Source organism: Pseudomonas sp. LBUM1672, from assembly GCF_059695655.1.
On record NZ_CP166781.1, the window covers coordinates 206,226 to 223,945 of the forward strand.

The 17,720-nt window shown below is 60.2% G+C and carries 15 protein-coding genes; 3 read left to right on the forward strand and 12 right to left on the reverse strand.

The window, feature by feature from the left end; genetic code table 11:
• The first annotated feature begins 34 nt into the window (after nt 1-34).
• The 3 genes from ACA053_RS00940 to ACA053_RS00950 are packed head-to-tail and all read left to right on the forward strand — an operon-like array spanning nt 35 to nt 5,273.
• Nucleotides 35-1,138: an efflux RND transporter periplasmic adaptor subunit gene (locus tag ACA053_RS00940; protein ID WP_497314893.1), complete on the forward strand. Its 1,104-nt coding sequence runs from the start codon at nt 35-37 to the stop codon at nt 1,136-1,138.
• Nucleotides 1,135-2,202, forward strand: coding sequence for an efflux RND transporter periplasmic adaptor subunit (locus tag ACA053_RS00945; protein WP_109627279.1), 1,068 nt, complete (start codon nt 1,135-1,137; stop codon nt 2,200-2,202). The genes ACA053_RS00940 and ACA053_RS00945 overlap by 4 nt, the downstream gene beginning before the upstream one ends.
• The gene (locus tag ACA053_RS00950) at nt 2,199-5,273 is read left to right on the forward strand and encodes an efflux RND transporter permease subunit (RefSeq protein WP_497314895.1); all 3,075 of its coding nucleotides are present in this window, start codon (nt 2,199-2,201) and stop codon (nt 5,271-5,273) included. Before ACA053_RS00945 ends, ACA053_RS00950 begins: the two co-directional genes overlap by 4 nt.
• A gap of 190 nt (nt 5,274-5,463) precedes the next feature.
• On the opposite strand, the gene ACA053_RS00955 is transcribed toward ACA053_RS00950, so the two are convergent.
• From ACA053_RS00955 to tcyJ, 12 genes are all read right to left on the reverse strand, one after another.
• Nucleotides 5,464-6,090, reverse strand: a complete 627-nt coding sequence (locus ACA053_RS00955) for a class I SAM-dependent methyltransferase (RefSeq protein ID WP_497394346.1) — start codon at nt 6,088-6,090, stop codon at nt 5,464-5,466.
• Between the two features lie 141 nt (nt 6,091-6,231).
• Nucleotides 6,232-6,588 (reverse strand): DUF6124 family protein, encoded by a 357-nt coding sequence (locus tag ACA053_RS00960; protein WP_497314899.1) that lies wholly within the window; start codon nt 6,586-6,588, stop codon nt 6,232-6,234.
• 542 nt (nt 6,589-7,130) lie between these two features.
• Nucleotides 7,131-7,775, reverse strand: coding sequence for a methionine ABC transporter permease (locus ACA053_RS00965; RefSeq protein WP_154852881.1), 645 nt, complete (start codon nt 7,773-7,775; stop codon nt 7,131-7,133).
• Nucleotides 7,765-8,886: a methionine ABC transporter ATP-binding protein gene (locus ACA053_RS00970; protein ID WP_497394347.1), complete on the reverse strand. Its 1,122-nt coding sequence runs from the start codon at nt 8,884-8,886 to the stop codon at nt 7,765-7,767. Before ACA053_RS00970 ends, ACA053_RS00965 begins: the two co-directional genes overlap by 11 nt.
• Before the next feature lie 2 nt (nt 8,887-8,888).
• Nucleotides 8,889-9,698, reverse strand: coding sequence for a MetQ/NlpA family ABC transporter substrate-binding protein (locus ACA053_RS00975; protein WP_497394348.1), 810 nt, complete (start codon nt 9,696-9,698; stop codon nt 8,889-8,891).
• A 178-nt stretch (nt 9,699-9,876) separates the two neighbouring features.
• Entirely contained in the window at nt 9,877-11,235 is a 1,359-nt protein-coding gene (locus tag ACA053_RS00980; RefSeq protein WP_497394349.1) for an LLM class flavin-dependent oxidoreductase, read from the reverse strand.
• Nucleotides 11,235-12,428 (reverse strand): SfnB family sulfur acquisition oxidoreductase, encoded by a 1,194-nt coding sequence (locus tag ACA053_RS00985; protein WP_497394350.1) that lies wholly within the window; start codon nt 12,426-12,428, stop codon nt 11,235-11,237. The genes ACA053_RS00980 and ACA053_RS00985 overlap by 1 nt, the downstream gene beginning before the upstream one ends.
• Before the next feature lie 38 nt (nt 12,429-12,466).
• The gene (locus ACA053_RS00990) at nt 12,467-13,708 is read right to left on the reverse strand and encodes an SfnB family sulfur acquisition oxidoreductase (protein WP_497394351.1); all 1,242 of its coding nucleotides are present in this window, start codon (nt 13,706-13,708) and stop codon (nt 12,467-12,469) included.
• Between the two features lie 384 nt (nt 13,709-14,092).
• Entirely contained in the window at nt 14,093-14,857 is a 765-nt protein-coding gene (locus ACA053_RS00995; protein ID WP_497394352.1) for a hypothetical protein, read from the reverse strand.
• A 478-nt stretch (nt 14,858-15,335) separates the two neighbouring features.
• A complete protein-coding gene (tcyN, locus tag ACA053_RS01000; protein WP_497394353.1) occupies nt 15,336-16,091 on the reverse strand; it encodes an L-cystine ABC transporter ATP-binding protein TcyN in 756 nt (251 codons plus the stop codon).
• A gap of 4 nt (nt 16,092-16,095) precedes the next feature.
• Nucleotides 16,096-16,761: a cystine ABC transporter permease gene (tcyL, locus tag ACA053_RS01005; protein ID WP_084318303.1), complete on the reverse strand. Its 666-nt coding sequence runs from the start codon at nt 16,759-16,761 to the stop codon at nt 16,096-16,098.
• Complete coding sequence (gene tcyJ / locus ACA053_RS01010) at nt 16,761-17,561, reverse strand: cystine ABC transporter substrate-binding protein (RefSeq protein WP_109627301.1); 801 nt, start codon at nt 17,559-17,561, stop codon at nt 16,761-16,763. The genes tcyL and tcyJ overlap by 1 nt, the downstream gene beginning before the upstream one ends.
• Between the last annotated feature and the right edge of the window lie 159 nt (nt 17,562-17,720).

The window sequence follows — 17,720 nt, forward strand, 5'->3', positions numbered from 1 at the left end:
CATTGGCACGTCCGTACAACGCAAAGGAGGCTGCATGGCTGGTCCCGGATTGAAAACAGTGGTTGGCCTGAGCCTCCTTGCCCTGCTGAGCGCCTGTGGCGATAAACCCCAGGTCGAGAAGAACCGTCCGCGGGTGTTCGTCCAGGAGGTCAAACCCGCGGATTACGCTGCGTCGGTGACGCTCACCGGCGATGTTCAGGCCCGGGTCCAGACCGAATTGTCGTTCCGCGTGGGCGGCAAGATCATTCAACGCATGGTCGATGTCGGTGACCGGGTGTCGGCAAAGCAGGTACTGGCCAAACTCGATCCCAAGGACCTGCAGACCAGCGTCGATTCGGCACAGGCCCAGGTTGTCGCTGAGCAAGCCCGGGTCAAACAGACCGCCGCCGCGTTCGTTCGCCAGCAAAAACTCCTGCCCAAGGGCTACACCAGCCAAAGCGAATACGATTCCGCCCAAGCCGCCTTGCGCAGCAGTCAGAGCGCATTGGCCGCTGCCCAGGCGCAGTTCGCCAACGCTCGCGAACAACTCAGCTACACCGCGCTGATCGCCGATGCGCCGGGCGTGATTACGGCGCGTCAGGCCGAGGTCGGCCAAGTGGTGCAGGCGACGGTGCCGATTTTCAGCCTGGCCCGCGATGGCGAGCGCGACGCGGTGTTCAACGTCTACGAATCGCTGCTGGCCGAGGCCCCGGAAGATAAAACCATCGTGGTCAGCCTGCTCGACAACCCGGCGATCAAAACCACCGGCACCGTGCGGGAAATCACCCCGGCCGTGTCCGCGCAGACCGGCACCGTGCAAGTCAAAGTCACCCTCAACGGCCTGCCCGAGGGCATGCAATTGGGCTCGGTGGTGAGTGCCACGGCCAAGACGCCGGGCAAATCCGCCGTGGAATTGCCGTGGTCGGCGCTGACCAAAAACCTCAGCGATCCGGCGGTATGGCTGGTAGATGGCGAGGGCAAGGCGCAGCTGCACACCGTCACGGTCGGTCGTTACCTGACCGGCAAAGTGATCATCAGCGCCGGCCTGCAGGGGGGTGAAAAAGTCGTCATCGCCGGCGGTCAGTTGCTGCACCCCGGCGTGAAAGTCGAAATTGCCGAAAACACCTACAAGGATTTAGCCGTGGAAGCCCAGCCATGAAGCGTCTGTTACTGGTGTGCGGCGCTGTGATGCTGGCGGCCTGCTCGGAAAAAGAAGCGCCACCGGAGCCGGTACGCCCGGTGCTCTCGGTCAAGGTCCAGTCGCTGGACGAGGAAAACCTCGGCCGCTTCGCCGGCAGCATCCAGGCCCGTTATGAAAGCAACGTCGGGTTCCGTGTGCCGGGGCGCATCGCCAGCCGCAATGTCGATGTCGGTGCCGAAGTGGAAAAGGGCGCGCTGCTCGCCACCCTGGACCCCACCGATCAGCAGAACCAGTTGCGTTCCGCCCAGGGCGATCTGGCCAGCGTCCAGGCGCAATACATCAACGCCCAGGCCAACGCCCGGCGCCAGCAGGAGTTGTTCGATCGCGGCGTCGGCGCCCAGGCGCAACTCGACATCGCCCAGACCGATCTCAAAACCACCCAGGCCTCGCTCGACCAAGCGAAAGCCGCGGTCGATCAGGCCAAGGATCAGCTCAACTACGTCGAACTGCGCTCCGACCACAAAGCCATCGTCACCGCGTGGAATGCCGAAGCCGGGCAAGTCGTCACGGCCGGCCAGCAAGTGGTGACCCTGGCGCAACCGGACATCAAGGAAGCCGTGATCGACCTGCCGGACACCCTGGTCGATCAGTTGCCGGCCGATGTCGTGTTCCAGGTCGCAGCGCAACTGGACCCGAGCATTACCACCACCGCCATCGTTCGCGAAATCGAACCTCAGGCCCAAAGTGCGACGCGTACCCGTCGCGCCCGCCTGACCCTGACAGACACACCTGCCGGTTTTCGCCTGGGTACCGCGATCAGCGTCACCCTCAGCTCCGCGATCAAACCGCGCATCGAACTGCCGTTGAGTGCGCTCCAGGAGGTCGATGGCAAGACCCGCATCTGGGTCGTCGATACGCAGACCCAAACCGTTGCCCCACGAGACGTCAGCCTGGTCAGCCGCACGGATTCCACGATGATCCTGGCCAGTGGCGTGAAGTCCGGTGAGCGGGTGGTCAGCGCGGGTGTGAACAGCCTGAAACCCGGGCAAAAAGTGAAAATCGATGAGGACAGCCCACAATGAAAGGGAGTTTCAACTTATCCGAATGGGCCCTCAAGCATCAGTCGTTTGTCTGGTATTTGATGTTCGTCGCGCTGCTGATGGGCGTGTTCTCCTACATGAACCTGGGCCGCGAAGAAGACCCGTCGTTCACCATCAAGACCATGGTTATCCAGACCCGTTGGCCGGGCGCGACCCAGGAAGAAACCCTCAAGCAAGTCACTGACCGCATCGAGAAAAAACTCGAGGAACTCGACTCCCTCGACTACGTGAAAAGCTACACCCGGCCCGGCGAATCGACGGTGTTCGTCAACCTGCGCGACACCACCAGTGCCAAGGACATCCCGCAAATCTGGTACCAGGTGCGCAAGAAGATCAACGACATTCGCGGCGACTTCCCTCAAGGGCTTCAGGGCCCGGGTTTCAACGACGAATTCGGTGATGTGTTCGGTTCGGTGTATGCCTTTACCGCCGACGGCTTGTCGATGCGCCAGTTGCGCGATTACGTGGAACAGGTCCGCGCCGAAATTCGTGAAGTGCCGGGGCTGGGCAAGGTCGAGATGGTCGGTGAGCAGGACGAAGTTCTCTACCTGAATTTCTCTACCCGCAAACTGGCAGCGCTGGGCATCGATCAGCGCCAGGTGGTGCAGAGCCTGCAAACCCAGAACGCGGTGACTCCGGCCGGTGTGATCGAAGCTGGCCCGGAGCGCATCTCGGTGCGCACCTCGGGGCAGTTCGCTTCCGAGAAAGACCTGGCTAATGTCAACCTGCGGCTCAATGATCGCTTCTACCGCCTGGCCGACATCGCCGAGATCAGCCGTGGTTACGTTGACCCGGCGACCCCGGAATTCCGCTTCAACGGCCGCCCGGGTATCGGCCTCGCCATCGCCATGAAGAAGGGCGGCAACATCCAGGAATTCGGCAAGGCGTTGCACCAGCGCATGACTGACCTGACCGCCGACTTGCCGGTGGGCGTCGGTGTGCACACGGTTTCCGACCAGGCCGAAGTGGTGGAAAAAGCCGTCGGCGGCTTCACCAGTGCCTTGTTCGAAGCGGTGGTGATCGTGCTGATCGTCAGCTTCGTCAGCCTCGGTGTGCGCGCCGGGCTGGTGGTGGCGTGCTCGATCCCGCTGGTGCTGGCGATGGTCTTTATCTTCATGGAATACAGCGGCATCACCATGCAGCGGATTTCACTCGGTGCGCTGATCATCGCCCTCGGCCTGCTGGTGGACGACGCAATGATCACGGTCGAGATGATGGTCACGCGCCTGGAAATGGGCGAGACCAAGGAGCAGGCGGCAACGTTTGCCTACACCTCCACGGCGTTCCCGATGCTCACCGGTACATTGGTGACGGTCGCCGGTTTCGTGCCCATCGGCTTGAACGCCAGCTCGGCGGGTGAGTACACCTTCACCCTGTTTGCGGTGATCGCCGTGGCGATGCTGGTGTCGTGGGTTGTCGCCGTGTTGTTCGCGCCGGTGATCGGCGTGCACATTCTCAGCGCCAACGTGAAGCCCCATGACGCCGAGCCGGGTCGCATCGGTCGTGCATTCAATTACGGCATGCTCTGGTCGATGCGCAATCGCTGGTGGGCCATCGGCATCACGATCGCGCTGTTCGTGGCGTCGGTGTTTTCCATGCAGTTCGTGCAGAACCAGTTCTTCCCGTCCTCGGACCGCCCGGAAATCCTCGTCGACCTCAACCTGCCGCAAAACGCCTCGATCGCCGAAACCCGCAAGGCGGTGGACAGGCTCGAAGCGACGCTCAAGGATGACCCGGACATCGTGCGCTGGAGCACTTACATCGGCGAGGGGGCGATCCGTTTCTACCTGCCCCTCGACCAGCAATTGCAGAACCCGTACTACGCGCAATTGGTGATCGTCAGCAAAGGCCTGGAGTCGCGTAACGCCCTCAGCCAGCGCTTGAACGAGCGGCTGCGCAAAGATTTCGTCGGCATCGGCAGCTACGTCCAGGCGCTGGAAATGGGCCCGCCGGTGGGTCGCCCGATTCAGTACCGGGTCAGCGGCAAGGACATCGATCAGGTGCGCAAACACGCGATCGCCCTGGCTACCGAACTGGATAAAAACTCGCACATCGGCGAGATCATTTACGACTGGAACGAACCGGGCAAAGTCCTGCGCATCGACATCGCTCAGGACAAGGCGCGGCAACTGGGGTTGTCGTCGGAAGACGTGGCCAACCTGATGAACAGCATCGTCGTCGGTTCGCCGGTCACTCAGGTTGATGACGATATCTACCTCATCAACGTCGTGGGCCGCGCGGTGGACGCGGAACGCGGCACGCCGGAAACCCTGCAGAACTTGCAGATCGTCACCCCGGGCGGCACGTCGATTCCGCTGCTGGCCTTCGCCACGGTGCGCTATGAACTTGAGCAACCGCTGGTCTGGCGCCGCGACCGCAAGCCGACCATCACCATCAAGGCAGCGGTGCGCGACGAGATTCAGCCGACCGACCTGGTGAAACAGCTCAAGCCTGACATCGATAAATTCTCCGCCAGTTTGCCGGTGGGTTACTCGGTTGCCACGGGCGGCACGGTGGAGGAAAGCGGCAAGGCCCAAGGGCCGATTGCCAAGGTGGTGCCGTTGATGCTGTTCCTCATGGCGACCTTCCTCATGATTCAGCTGCACAGCGTGCAGAAACTGTTCCTGGTGGCCAGCGTCGCGCCGCTCGGCTTGATCGGCGTAGTGCTGGCGCTGATCCCGACAGGCACGCCGATGGGCTTTGTGGCGATCCTGGGGATTCTGGCGCTGATCGGCATCATCATCCGCAACTCGGTGATTCTGGTGACCCAGATCGATGCCTTGGAGAAAGAGGGCCTCGCGCCTTGGGATGCCGTGGCGCAGGCCACGGAGCATCGACGCCGGCCGATTCTGCTGACCGCTGCGGCAGCAAGTCTGGGGATGATCCCGATCGCCCGGGAAGTGTTCTGGGGGCCGATGGCGTACGCGATGATTGGCGGGATCATTATTGCGACGTTGCTGACGTTGCTGTTTTTGCCGGCGCTTTACGTCGCCTGGTACAAAATCCGCGAGCCGAAGAAAGGTGATCGGCTTGAGACCCACCCCTCACCCTAACCCTCTCCCCAAGGGGTAGAGGGGACTGACCGAGGTGTTCCGGAGAAATTTTGCGATCGGGGAAATAGAGTTGAACTCAGGTTTTGAAAAGCTTGAAGATCTGCTCCCTTCCCCCTCGCCCCTTTGGGGCGGTCCGACGTTTCGGGAGGGTTGGGGTGAGGGGGTGGATCTCATTGACACACCCCCACAATCACGCCCGACGCCAAACACTCGCCAACCAAGGCTGCTGCTCCCGCGGCAGCCCCGTCGGCCGGTAGTAATGCTCCAGCTCCACAAACCCCGCCTCAGTCAGCAATTGCTGCCAAGCCGCCAGATCGTGATACGCCCCATACCGTGACCCATTCCACCCTTCCTGATTCTCGCCCCGCGGATTGGAACTGAACAACACGCCACCCGGCTTCAACGCCCCGCGCAATTCCTTCAACACCCGAGGCAATTCCTGGCGCGGGATATGAAACAGCACCGCATTGGCGAAAATCCCGTCGAAGCGTTCATTCGGCAGATCCAGCTTCAGAAAGTCCTGCTGCCACACCTCACAACCACTGTCCTCACGCGCCATCTGTGCGAACTTCTCCGACCCATCCAGCCCGACAGCCGTGTGGCCCATGCGCGTGAACGTCTGCAAATCACGCCCCGGCCCACAGCCAAAATCGAGAATGTCGAACGGCGCCTCGCCCTGAATATGCCGCAACAGGGCGTCGATGTTCTGGCTGACATCATGATCGCGAGTCCCCTCGCGAAAACCTTCGGCCACCGAGTTGTAATGGCCCAGGGTGGTGGCGGTGATCTGCTCGAGGTCAGTGGGGGTTTGTTTCATGGTCGGCTGCGCAGGCAATGGGGATTTGTCGAATATACGCCATGAGGCCGGTGGCTGCTGCGCAGCCAATCGCGAGCAGGCTCGCTCCCACAGTTGATCGCGTACACCTGTGGGAGCGGGCTTGCCCGCGATAGCGATGTCTCAGCCCTGCTTCATCCCCAGGCAATCAATGGAACGATCAACCATGGCTTTGGCAATTTCCAGCAGATGCCAGACAGAAAACACCATGGCCCGGTCCGCGCCTTTGAGGTGATCGCCACACTGATACGCCGTGACGGACGCGCAACGCAGCAGATCAGCGACATAGAGTTGGGTGTCTTCGAAACTCACGTCTTCGCTGACGTTGTAGAACCGCAGCTCATCGGGTGCTGAAGGCTGTTCACCGGTGAGGTAGAAATCGATTGCACGATAAAGGGCGGAGCGGTCTCTTGGCGGATCGTCGGTGGGATTGCCTTTGGTGGTTGTCTCGGGAGGTGGATCGGGGACAGATCTTTTCATTGGTAAAACTCCTGGTATTAGTTGGAGCCAACCGATATCGCGACTAAACGAACAGGGGTGGCGGCTGCACGCAGGTTAGTCGACCGGCCACCAGGAGACACCGGCGCACCCGAGGGTGCCCTGCGCACAGCCACCATAAACTGCAGGTGATAAATCACCTGCCGAGAGGTAGCGCTGTGCGCCTGGTAGGTTCCGGGCGACTAAACCCGATCACTGATGAGCAGTGACGGACGGAGACTAGCCACGAGAATCCACCGGCGCAAGCGAGCGGAATGATCTAGGAAATGTCCTGCAAATGAAAGGGAACAGGGCTGTAGGCGCACTGATTTTCCTGTGGGAAATGTTCCTTCTGTCACGAGGGAAATTTCCTGTGTAGAGGACGCTTTTGTGGCGAGGGAGCTTGCTCCCGCTGGGCTGCGAAGCAGCCCCAAGCCATTCAATGAGGTGTGTCAGATAAACCCGGTCTAAAGATCTTGCGATTGCTGCGCAATCGAGCGGGAGCAAGCTCGCTCGCCACAAAAGCTCTACAACCTTGACCGTGTTCAGCGCTTGTTAAGACCCCGTGCCAACCGGTCCCCGCCGAGCTGGATGATCGCCACCAACACCACCAGCAACACAATCACCGTCAACATGATCTGGCTGTCGAAGCGCTGATACCCGTATCGATAGGCGATATCGCCCAGTCCACCGGCACCAATCGCCCCGGCCATGGCCGACGAGTTGATCATGGTCACCAGCGTAATCGTGAAACCACCGACAATCCCCGGCAGCGCTTCTGGTAACAGCACGTGCCAGACGATGTGCCAGCGCCGGCATCCCATCGCTTGCGCGGCTTCGATCAAGCCGTGATCCACCTCGCGCAAACTGACTTCGGCAATGCGCGCAAAGAACGGCGTGGCTGCAATCGTCAGCGGCACCACGGCGGCCCAGACACCATACGTCGTGCCGACGATCAACCGGGTGAACGGAATCAGCGCCACCATCAGAATCAGAAACGGAATCGAGCGGAACAGGTTCACGAAGGCGCCCAGTGCGCGGTTCAGTGCCGGTGCTTCGTAGATGCCACCCTTGGAACTGGTGACCAGAATCACCGCCAGCGGAATGCCCGCCAGCAGCGCAATCAGCGATGACACGCCGACCATCAGGAACGTGTCGATGAAACCTTGCAGCAAGCGATCAAACCACATAACCCAACACCTCCACCTGTTGCGCCCAGTGGCCGGCGCGCTGGCGCAATTCTTCAGCGCCGAGCGCCGAGCCGGTCACCGCCAGCAGCAATTGCCCCAGCGCGTGTCCCTGAATCCGTTCCACGCCACCTTGCAACAAACGCACGCGGCCACCGAGGGCGCTGAACAAGGCCGCCAGATCCGGTTCATCTGTCGCGCTGCCAGTGAATTGCAAACGCAACACCACTGCCGCATCCGAAGACTGTGGTTGCGGGCGCAAGCGGCTTTGCAGTTCTTGCGGCAACGCGTGTTGCAACGGCGCGAGCAAGGTCTTGCTGACGTCATGCTGCGGGTTGCCGAACACTTCCCACACCGGCCCTTGCTCGACGATGTGCCCGTGTTCCAGCACCACGACCCGATCACAGATATCGCGGATCACCGCCATCTCGTGGGTGATCAGCACAATGGTCAACCCCAGGCGCTGATTGATCTCGCGCAGCAGGCCGAGAATCGATTGCGTGGTCTCCGGGTCCAGCGCCGATGTGGCTTCGTCGCACAGCAGAATTTCCGGATCGTGCACCAGGGCGCGGGCGATGCCGACGCGTTGTTTCTGCCCACCCGACAGCTGCGCCGGATAGGCCTTGTGCTTGCCTTGCAGGCCCACCAGCTCCAGCAATTCACGGACTTTCTGTTCGCGTTTTTCCTTGGGCACACCGGCCACTTTCAGCGGCAACTCGACGTTCTGCCAAACGGTTTTGGCGGACATCAGGTTGAAGTGCTGGAAGATCATGCCGATCCGTCGGCGCAGCGCCACCAGGCGGTCTTCATCGAACTCGCCGATGTCCACTTGATCGATCAGCACCCGCCCGGTGCTCGGCTGCTCCAGACGATTGATGGTGCGGATCAGCGACGACTTGCCGGCGCCGCTACGACCGATGATGCCGAACACTTCACCGCGCTGGATCGCCAGGTCGATGCCGTGCAAAGCCGCCACCGGACCTTGCTGGCCAGTGTAGGTTTTACCCAGGCCGATGAAGCGCACGTGCGCCCGGTTCAGGTCCGGGTGCAGTTCGGTCTGTTCGGCTTTATGTGGCTCTGGAATATCCAGTCGCCGTTGGATCGCGGCCGTCATCCTCAGCTTTCCCAACCGGCTTGATAGAGCTTGCCGTGGGCTTTATCCAGGGCTGCGCGAACGGCTGGCGAGTGCTGGTAAATGTCGACGAATTTGATCAGGCGCGGGTCGGTTTTGCTTTTCGGCTGGATCACGAACTGGATCACGTATTCCTTGTGATCGAGGCCATCAAACAGCAGCGCAGAACCGGCATCGAAAGTCTTCGATAGACGGATGTAGGCCGGGTAGCCCTGCACAAGATCAGCGTCGTCATAGGCGCGCACCAGTTGCACAGCCTCAACCTGCAGGATTTTGATTTTCTTCGGGTTGGCAATGATGTCTTCTTCGGTGGCCTTGTAGCCGACACCCGGTTTGAGGGTGATCAGACCAGCCTTGGCCAGCAGCTGCAGGCCGCGACCGCTGTTGATCGGGTCGTTGGCGATGGCGACGCTGGCGCCTTGTGGCAAGTCGTCGAAGCTTTTGTATTTCTTCGAGTAGAGGCCGACGTTGTTGATGATTCCCGGCGCGAACGGCACCAGGTCAAAACCGGCGGCGGCCTTGGCGTTTTCCAGGAACGGGACGTGTTGGAAATAATTCACGTCGATGTCGCCGGCTGCGAGGCTGACGTTGGGGGCGATCCAGTCGCTGAACTCCACCAGGTCGACTTGCAGGCCTTGTTTTTTCGCTTCTTCAACGGCGGCCTCCAGCGGAATGGCGAAGGCGGCGGTGGTGCCGACTTTCAACGGCGCGTCGGCGGCGAAGGTGATGGAGCTGAAGAGGCCGAGGGCCAGGGCCAGTGCTTTGACTGGGTGGGAGAGAAGTTTCTTGGTCATGATGAGTTTTCCAGTCAATTATTCAATATGTGCACGCATTTTGTGGCGAGGGAGCTTGCTCCCGCTGGGCTGCGGAGCAGCCCCATAGCCATTCGATCAGGTGTGTCAGGTACAAATCGGTTTCAGGTTTTGCGACTGCTGCGCAGTCGAGCGGGAGCAAGCTCCCTCGCCACAGGGATCAGCGGCGAAACGCCGAGCCCGTGTGTTGCCCAGGCAAATGCGCCTCGCCGTGAAACAGCTTTTCCCGCAGGCTGCCGCTGTCGTAAGCGGTTTTGTACGACCCTCTGCGTTGCAATTCGGGAATCACCGAATCGATGAAATCCACATAGCTTTCCGGCGTGACAATCCGCGTCAGGTTGAAGCCATCCAGCCCGGTCTCGGCGATCCACGATTCCAGCTCATCCGCCACTTGCTCAGGCGAACCCACCACCGTGATGTAGCGACCGCCGAGGGCGTGTTGCTCAAGCAATTTGCGTCGGGTCCAGTCGTTGTTTTGCAGGTTCTTGGTCGCCGACTGGATGGCGTTGCTCTTCACGTACTGGATCGGTTCGTCGATTTGGTATTCGGAGAAATCGATCCCGGTCGACGCCGAAAAATGCGCGACACCGGCCTCGGCGCTGGCGTAGCTGAGGTACTCGGCGTGCTTCTTCCAGGCAAGCTCTTCGGTGGCGCCGACAATCACGTTCAAGCCCATGAACACCTTGATGTCCTCGGGATTACGCCCGGCTTCAACCGCGCTGGCGCGAACCTTGTCCACTTGCACCTTGGTCGACGGTTTGTTCTGACCGCTGATGAACACGCATTCGGCATGGCGCCCGGCGAACAGCAAACCGCGATCCGAACTGCCGGCCTGGAACAGCACCGGCGTGCGCTGCGGCGACGGTTCGCAGAGGTGGTAACCCTCGACCTGATAGAACTCGCCCTTATGCTCGACCTTGTGCACTTTCGCAGGTAAGGCGTAGATCCGTTGCTGCGGGTCATTGAGCACCGCGCCGTTTTCCCAGCTGCCTTCCCAGAGTTTGTAGAGCACTTCCAGGTATTCATCGGCCTGGTCGTAGCGGCGGTCGTGTTCCACCTGTTCGCTCAGGCCCATGGCTTTGGCGGCGCTGTCGAGGTAGCCGGTGACGATGTTCCAGCCGACCCGGCCGCGACTCAGGTGATCGAGCGTCGACATGCGGCGGGCGAACAGATACGGCGGTTCGTAAGTCAGGTTGGCGGTCAGGCCGAAGCCGAGGTTTTTCGTCACCGCTGCCATGGCCGAAACCAGCAACAGCGGGTCGTTGACCGGCAGCTGGATCGACTCTTTCAGTGGCACGTCCACCGAGTTCTGGTAGACGTCGTACACGCCGACGATGTCGGCGATGAACAGGCCATCGAACAAACCGCGCTCCAGCAACTGCGCCAGTTCGGTCCAGTATTCAATGGTTTTGTACTGAGTGGAGGTGTCCCGTGGATGCGTCCACAGGCCATGGTTGATGTGCCCGATGCAGTTCATGTTGAACGCGTTGAGCAGGATCTTCTTTTTCGCCTCGGCCATCAGAGGGTCCCTCGCAACGGAGGGTTTTCATCGTTGAGGTAGTAGTTGCCGACGGCGTGATACTTCCAGCGCACCGGGTCGTGCAGCGTGTGCACCCGGGCGTTGCGCCAGTGGCGATCGAGGCCGTGTTCGATCAGCGTCGCCTGGCTGCCGGCCAACTCAAACAGCGTGCTGCCGGCGGCGAGGGAAATTTCGGTGCTGATGGCGCGGGCTTCGGCCACGGCAATCGAGGCGGCGGCGACGGTCTCGGCGTTGGTGTCGGCCTGAGCTTTATCGAGGAATTCGCCGGAGCGTTCCAGCAACGCTTCGGCAGCGTGCAGGCGAATGCTCAGGTGGCCGAAGCTCTTGAGGGTCAGCGGATCGTCAGTGGCCTTATCGTGGGTGGCGTCGATCCACGGACGGGTTTTCGTGCGCACGAAATGCAACGCGTCTTCATAAGCGGCGCGGGCGATGCCGGTGTCGATGGCGGCGTGGAGAATCTGCGCCAGCGGGCCGACAGGGGTCGGGCGCTCGAAGGCACTTTGAAACGGGATCACGTCTTCGGCGGCGACGTAGACGTCTTCGAACACCACCGAACCGCTGCCGGTGGTGCGCTGGCCGAAACCGCTCCAGTCGTCGATGACGGTCAGGCCTTTGGCGTTGTGGGGGACGAACGCCAGTTGCTGCACACCGTTTTCATCCACCACCGAAGTCGGAATGCGTTGCGCGTAAATCGCGCCGGTCGCGTAGAACTTGCGGCCGTTGATGCGATAACCGTCACCGTCGCGGGTCAGGCTGGTGACGCGGTCGTGGGCCGTTTTGGTGCCCAGTTCCGCGAGGGCATTGCCGAAGCGCTGGCCGGAGAGCACTTCGGCGTACAGGCGTTTTTTCTGCTCTTCGCTGCCGTTCACACGCAGCACTTCGAGGGCGTAGAAATGGTTCTGCGGGATTTGCCCGAGCGAGCCGTCCGCCTGGGCAATCAACGCGATGACCTTGGCCAGGGTGACGTTGGAAACGCCAGCGCCGCCGTATTCTTTTGGCACGCTGATGCCCCAGAGGCCCGAGCGGGAAAACACTTCCAGCTCCGGGTGCGGCAGGCGACGTTCGCGGTCGCGCAGGGCGCTGTCACGCTTGAAATCTTCGGCCAGATCTGTAGCGACGATCAGGGCCTGCTCATCGCTGGTGATGACCGCGACGTGGTGAGAAAGAGTCATGTGTTTCTCCAGAGATCTGGTCAAAAGTGTTCTGGTCGTTAGATCCAGGAGTGGCGAGCGGGCAAGGTGCCGTTCAAGTGATAAATACCGACTGCGTGGTATTTCCAGCGAACGGGATCGTGCAGCGTGTGCACGCGAGCGTTGCGCCAATGACGGTCGAGGTTGAATTCGGCGAGGGTCGCGCGGCTGCCGGCCAGTTCGAAAAGTTTTTCGCTGGCGAGCAGGGAGATCTCGGTGGTCAGCACTTTGGCTTCAGCCACGGCGATCGAGGCGCGCGCGGCAGACTCGGCAGTGAGTGGCGCGGCGCTGACCTGATCGAGCACTTGCCCGGCCTTGCGCAGCAGCGCTTCGGCCGCGTGCAGTTCGATTTTCAGTTTGCCGATATCGGCGATGACGTAGAGGTCATCGCTGGCCCGTTCGACCTTGGCGTCGATCCACGGCCGGGCGCGGGTTTTCACGAACTCGATGGCGTCGTCGATGGCACCGCGGGCGATGCCGGCGTCGATGGCGGCTTGAATCAATTGCGACACGGCGCCTTGGATGTTCGGGCTGTCGTTGATCTTCCAGTTGTCCACCACCAGCTGGGCGTCGACCCGCACGTTGTTGAGCAAAATGGTGCCGCTGGCGGTTGTGCGCTGGCCGAAGCCCGACCAGTCATCAACGATGCGCAGACCTGGCGTACCGCGACGGACGAAGGCCAGCACTTGCTTGCCGTCGTCGTTCAGCGCCTTGACCGCCACCCAATGGGCGAACAGCGCGCCGGTGGAGTAAAACTTCTGCCCGCTGATGACAAAACCGTCGCCGTCGGCGGTGATTCGTGCCTTGAGTTCGAGGGTGTTTTTGGTGCCGCGTTCCGGCCCGGCATTGCCGATGCGCCAGCCTTCGAGCACGCTTTTGAACAGCTGTTTTTTCTGCGCCTCGGTGGCGCTGCCGAGCACCAGATTGAGGATGCCGAACTGGTTCTGCGGGATCTGTCCCAGTGCCGGGTCCGCCGCGGAAATGATCGCAAAGACCTCGGCCACTGTGACGAACGAAACCTGCGGGCCACCGTACTCGCGCGGGATGGCAATGCTGCCTAAACCGCTGCGGGTGAACTGTTCGATTTCCGACCATGGCAACTTGCGCTGCCGGTCACGTTTGGCTGCTTGCAGGCGGGCAACTTGCGCCAGCTCATGGGCGGCCTTGATGGCTTGTGCGTCGTTGCGCAAGACCTGCGCGGGCAACAACAACGGGGCGATGTCCAGATCACTCTGAACGATTGCATCTGCCAGACTGGACATCAGTGCCGCTCCTTGGCTGCACGCAATGCCCTGGCGATCTGCACTGGGGTGATTGTGTTCCGGACCATACCTACCTCACATCTCATGGAGTCGCCGCGATGGAGGCGGCGAACGAAAATCAAGAATGTCCGGTGGTCCGGTGTATATACCCTAAGCGTGTATAAAAATTAAATAAACTAACTTTTGGGAATATACATAGAAGGGCGTCTGTTCGTAGCGCAACACTTGCCTTGTAGCAGCTGCCGAGCCTGCGAGGCAGCGTTCGGCAGCGCAGCTGTCGCAAAACCAGCCAACTCGGTATTTCATAAGACCGCGTGCTCGGTTTTCACGACTGCTGCGCAGCCGAACGCAGCCTCGCAGGCTCGGCAGCTGCTACAGGGGATCTCAGGGTTTACGCGTTTCGGCGGCTTTCAATTCTTCTTTGAACGGCACTTTCAGATAGGGATTGTTGCAACCGATCTTGAGCCTGCGCGGCGGTGCCCAGCCGGAGTTGTTGCCCACGCGATCGAGGATGCAGTAAGTCACTTCCAGCCGAAGGTCTTCGCCCGCTTCGAGGATGATCGCCGGCGGCACCCAGACTTGAATCGGCTTATCCACCTCATCAGCCTTGAGCTGCGGCAAGTCCATGCGCACATCCCCCCAACGCAAGGTGATTTCATCGTCGACGGCCATGTTCAGGTATGGCTCGATGGTCAATGGCACGCCGCGCTTGATCTGGTTCGGATTGACCCCCTGGCGGCGAATGGTTTCGGGAATGCCCACCGGTGCCAGGTGCTCGTTGTCGTGACCGCACAGGGTGAGCGGCTGGCCGCCCGGACAATCGAGCTTGATCTGTACCCGCGTGGCAAGCGACAGCGCCGGCCCTTGTCCGACCTGCATGACGCGGTAGTGAATGCTTGAGGAGCCATTGGCGATGAAGCTTTGCGGCACACGCAGGCTGACGGCTTCGCCGACCTCATCGGCCGTGATCACGCGGGAGGCGACGTAGCAGTTGTCCCAGAACAGTTCGATCAGGTCGCCTTCGTCCATGCCAGGGTAGGGCGCCACGTCGATCAGCAGATGGGCCGCCGACGTGACATTGATGCAGGTCTTGTGGGATTGCGCCAGGGTAGGGGCCGCAAGTCCGGATTTATTCGAGGTGCTTGTCATGGGGTTCTCCTTGAAGCCTTGCAGCGAAGTCCGTTTCTGAAAGATCGAAAGGCGTGTATTACCGAGCAACAAAGTTGTTCACTATTTAAAAGTTTTAATAATGATCTGGGACGTTGATCGACGCCTGTTGGAGACTAGATAAGAGTGCGCTTGAATAGGTGTCAATAGAGGCGGCTAGTTAAGTAGTGTATTCAGTGTTATTCAGAAAAATCCTACGCTATGAAGTTAAGAAGCTGCACCGCTCCGTCGAATTTGGCAGCGCATTTATCGATTTTCAGGCGTAGGCGGCGGCGACCGTGTGCTGGGGAGGGCCATGGGTTTTGCGGATTTTAGGCGAGTTAAATCTGTTTCAGGACATATATATGTACCGCATGCGGGCATAAAAATTAATCTATTGTTCGAGTCAGCAAGAAGAGAGTTTTGTGGCGGGGATAGTTGTCACTTCCGTCCATGGAAGTTAACAAATGATGAAGCGGTATTAGTGGTGAGCGTTATTCAGAAACTTGCTGAGGAACTGCTTCGTCCGCTCTTCTTTCGGATTGGCAAACAGCGCCTTGGCGTCGCCCTGTTCCACGATCACACCCTTGTCGAAAAACACCACGCGATTCGCCACGTCCCGGGCAAAGCCCATTTCGTGGGTGACGATGACCATGGTGCGCTTCTCCTCGGCCAGGCTGCGGATGGTCGCCAGCACTTCACCCACCAGCTCCGGATCGAGCGCAGAAGTGGGTTCATCGAACAGAATCACTTCCGGCTCCATCGCCAGCGCACGGGCAATCGCCACGCGCTGTTGCTGGCCTCCTGAGAGGCGTCGCGGGTAAGCATCTTCCTTGCCCGCCAGGCCGACCCTGGCCAACAGCTTTTTACCCAGGGCAACGGCGTCGGCGTGCGGGATCTTCTTCACGATGATCGGGCCTTCGATGACGTTTTCCAGGGCGGTGCGATGAGGGAACAGGTTGAAGTTCTGAAACACGAAGCCGACGTGCTGACGCAAGCGTCGCACCAGGCTTTGCTGCTGGTTCAACGGGCGGCTGCCATCGATCTCGATGTCACCGACCTTGATCCGGCCGCTGGTGGGTTCTTCGAGAAAATTCAGGCAGCGCAAGAACGTGGTTTTTCCCGAACCGCTAGGCCCGATGATCGCGACGACCTCACCTTCCTTCACTTGCAGATCGATGCCGTTGAGCACGACTTGACCCTTGAACTGCTTTGTCAGTTTTTCCACGACAATCATGGGGTCAGGACTCCTGGTCGTGCCGATTGACCCGCTCTTCCAACTTGTTCTGCAGGTGCGAGAGCACCGTGGCCAGAATCCAGTAGATCAGCGCGGCGGCAAGGTACATGGTGAACACTTCGAAGGTGCGTGCTGTGATCAGCTGCGCCTGGCGGAACAGCTCCGGCACCTGGATGGTGGCGGCCAGCGCGGTGTCCTTGACCAGCGAAATGAAGCTGTTGCCCAGCGGCGGCAATGCGGTGCGCATCGCTTGCGGAATGATGGCCCGGCGCAGGGTCTGCGCACGGGTCATGCCGATGCTGGCGGCAGCTTCCCACTGACCGCGCTCGATGGAGCTGATCGCCGAACGCAGGATTTCACAGGCGTAAGCGGCCATGTTCAGCGAGAAGCCGATCAGGGCCGCCGGCAGCGGATCGAGTTCCATGCCCAATTGCGGCAAGCCGTAATAGATCACGAACAGTTGCACCAGCAACGGCGTGCCGCGAAAGAACGACACGTAGATGCGGGCGATCCAGCTCACCAGCTTGAAGCGCGACAGGCGCATCAGTGCCAGGCCGAAGCCCAGCATGAGGCCGAAGAACATCCCGCCCAGGCTCAAGATGACCGTGAAGTAGGCCCCCTTGAGCAGGAAGGGCAGGGAGTCCAGTGCGAGTTGGAAAGCTTCTTCCATTATTGAGTGACGTCAGCGCTGAAGTATTTTTCCGAAAGCTTTTTCAGCGTACCGTCGGCACGCAGCTTCTCGATGGCTTTGTTCACCGCAGCCAGCAACTCAGGCTCGCCTTTGCGCAGGGCAATACCGGCTTCCTGACGGGAGAACGCTTCGCCGGCGGCGGTAGTGTCCTTGGCCTTTTTAGCGTATTCGAGCGCGGCGAGGCGATCGATCAGAATGGCGTCGATGCGGCCGACACGCAGATCCTGGAACTTGGTCGGATCATCGTCATAGGTCTTGATGATGGCTTTTGGTTGATTGTCCTTGAGCCACTGCTCGTAGTTGGTGCCCAGGCCTACACCGACTTTTTTTCCGGCCAGATCGGCGGCAGACTTGATGTTCAGCTCCGCAGCCTTCTTGGTCAGAACCAGCGCCTGAATCCCGGAAACGGTGTACGGCTCGGAGAAGTCATATTTCTTCTTGCGCTCTTCAGAGATGGTCACCTGGTTGATCACTGCGTCCAGACGCTTGGATTCCAGTGCCGCGAGGATGCCGTCCCATTTGGTCGGTTGCAGTTTGACCTTCACGCCCAGCTCTTTGGCCAGGGCTTCGGAGAACTCGACTTCGAAACCGGCCAGTTTGCCGTCGGCGTCGACGAAGCTGAACGGCGGGTAGGTGCCTTCCAGACCGACGTTGATCACGCCTGCGTCTTTGATTTTTTGCAGCTGCTCACCGGCAACCGCTTGCCCCAGCAGGCCGGCGCTCAGCGCCAGGCCCAGCGAACCGACCAGCAGATTTCGACGTAGTGCGGAAAAATTCATGACAAGCCCCTGTGTTTTCTTATGAAGACGCTTTTAGGAATGTTGGCAAAATCGGGATTTGGACGACTGCAATATCCTGCCCTAAAGCAGCGTATGCGTCTCGCTGCAAATTCGCCTGCGGCGTGACTATATGATGGCGGATTTAGATAAGAAAATAAT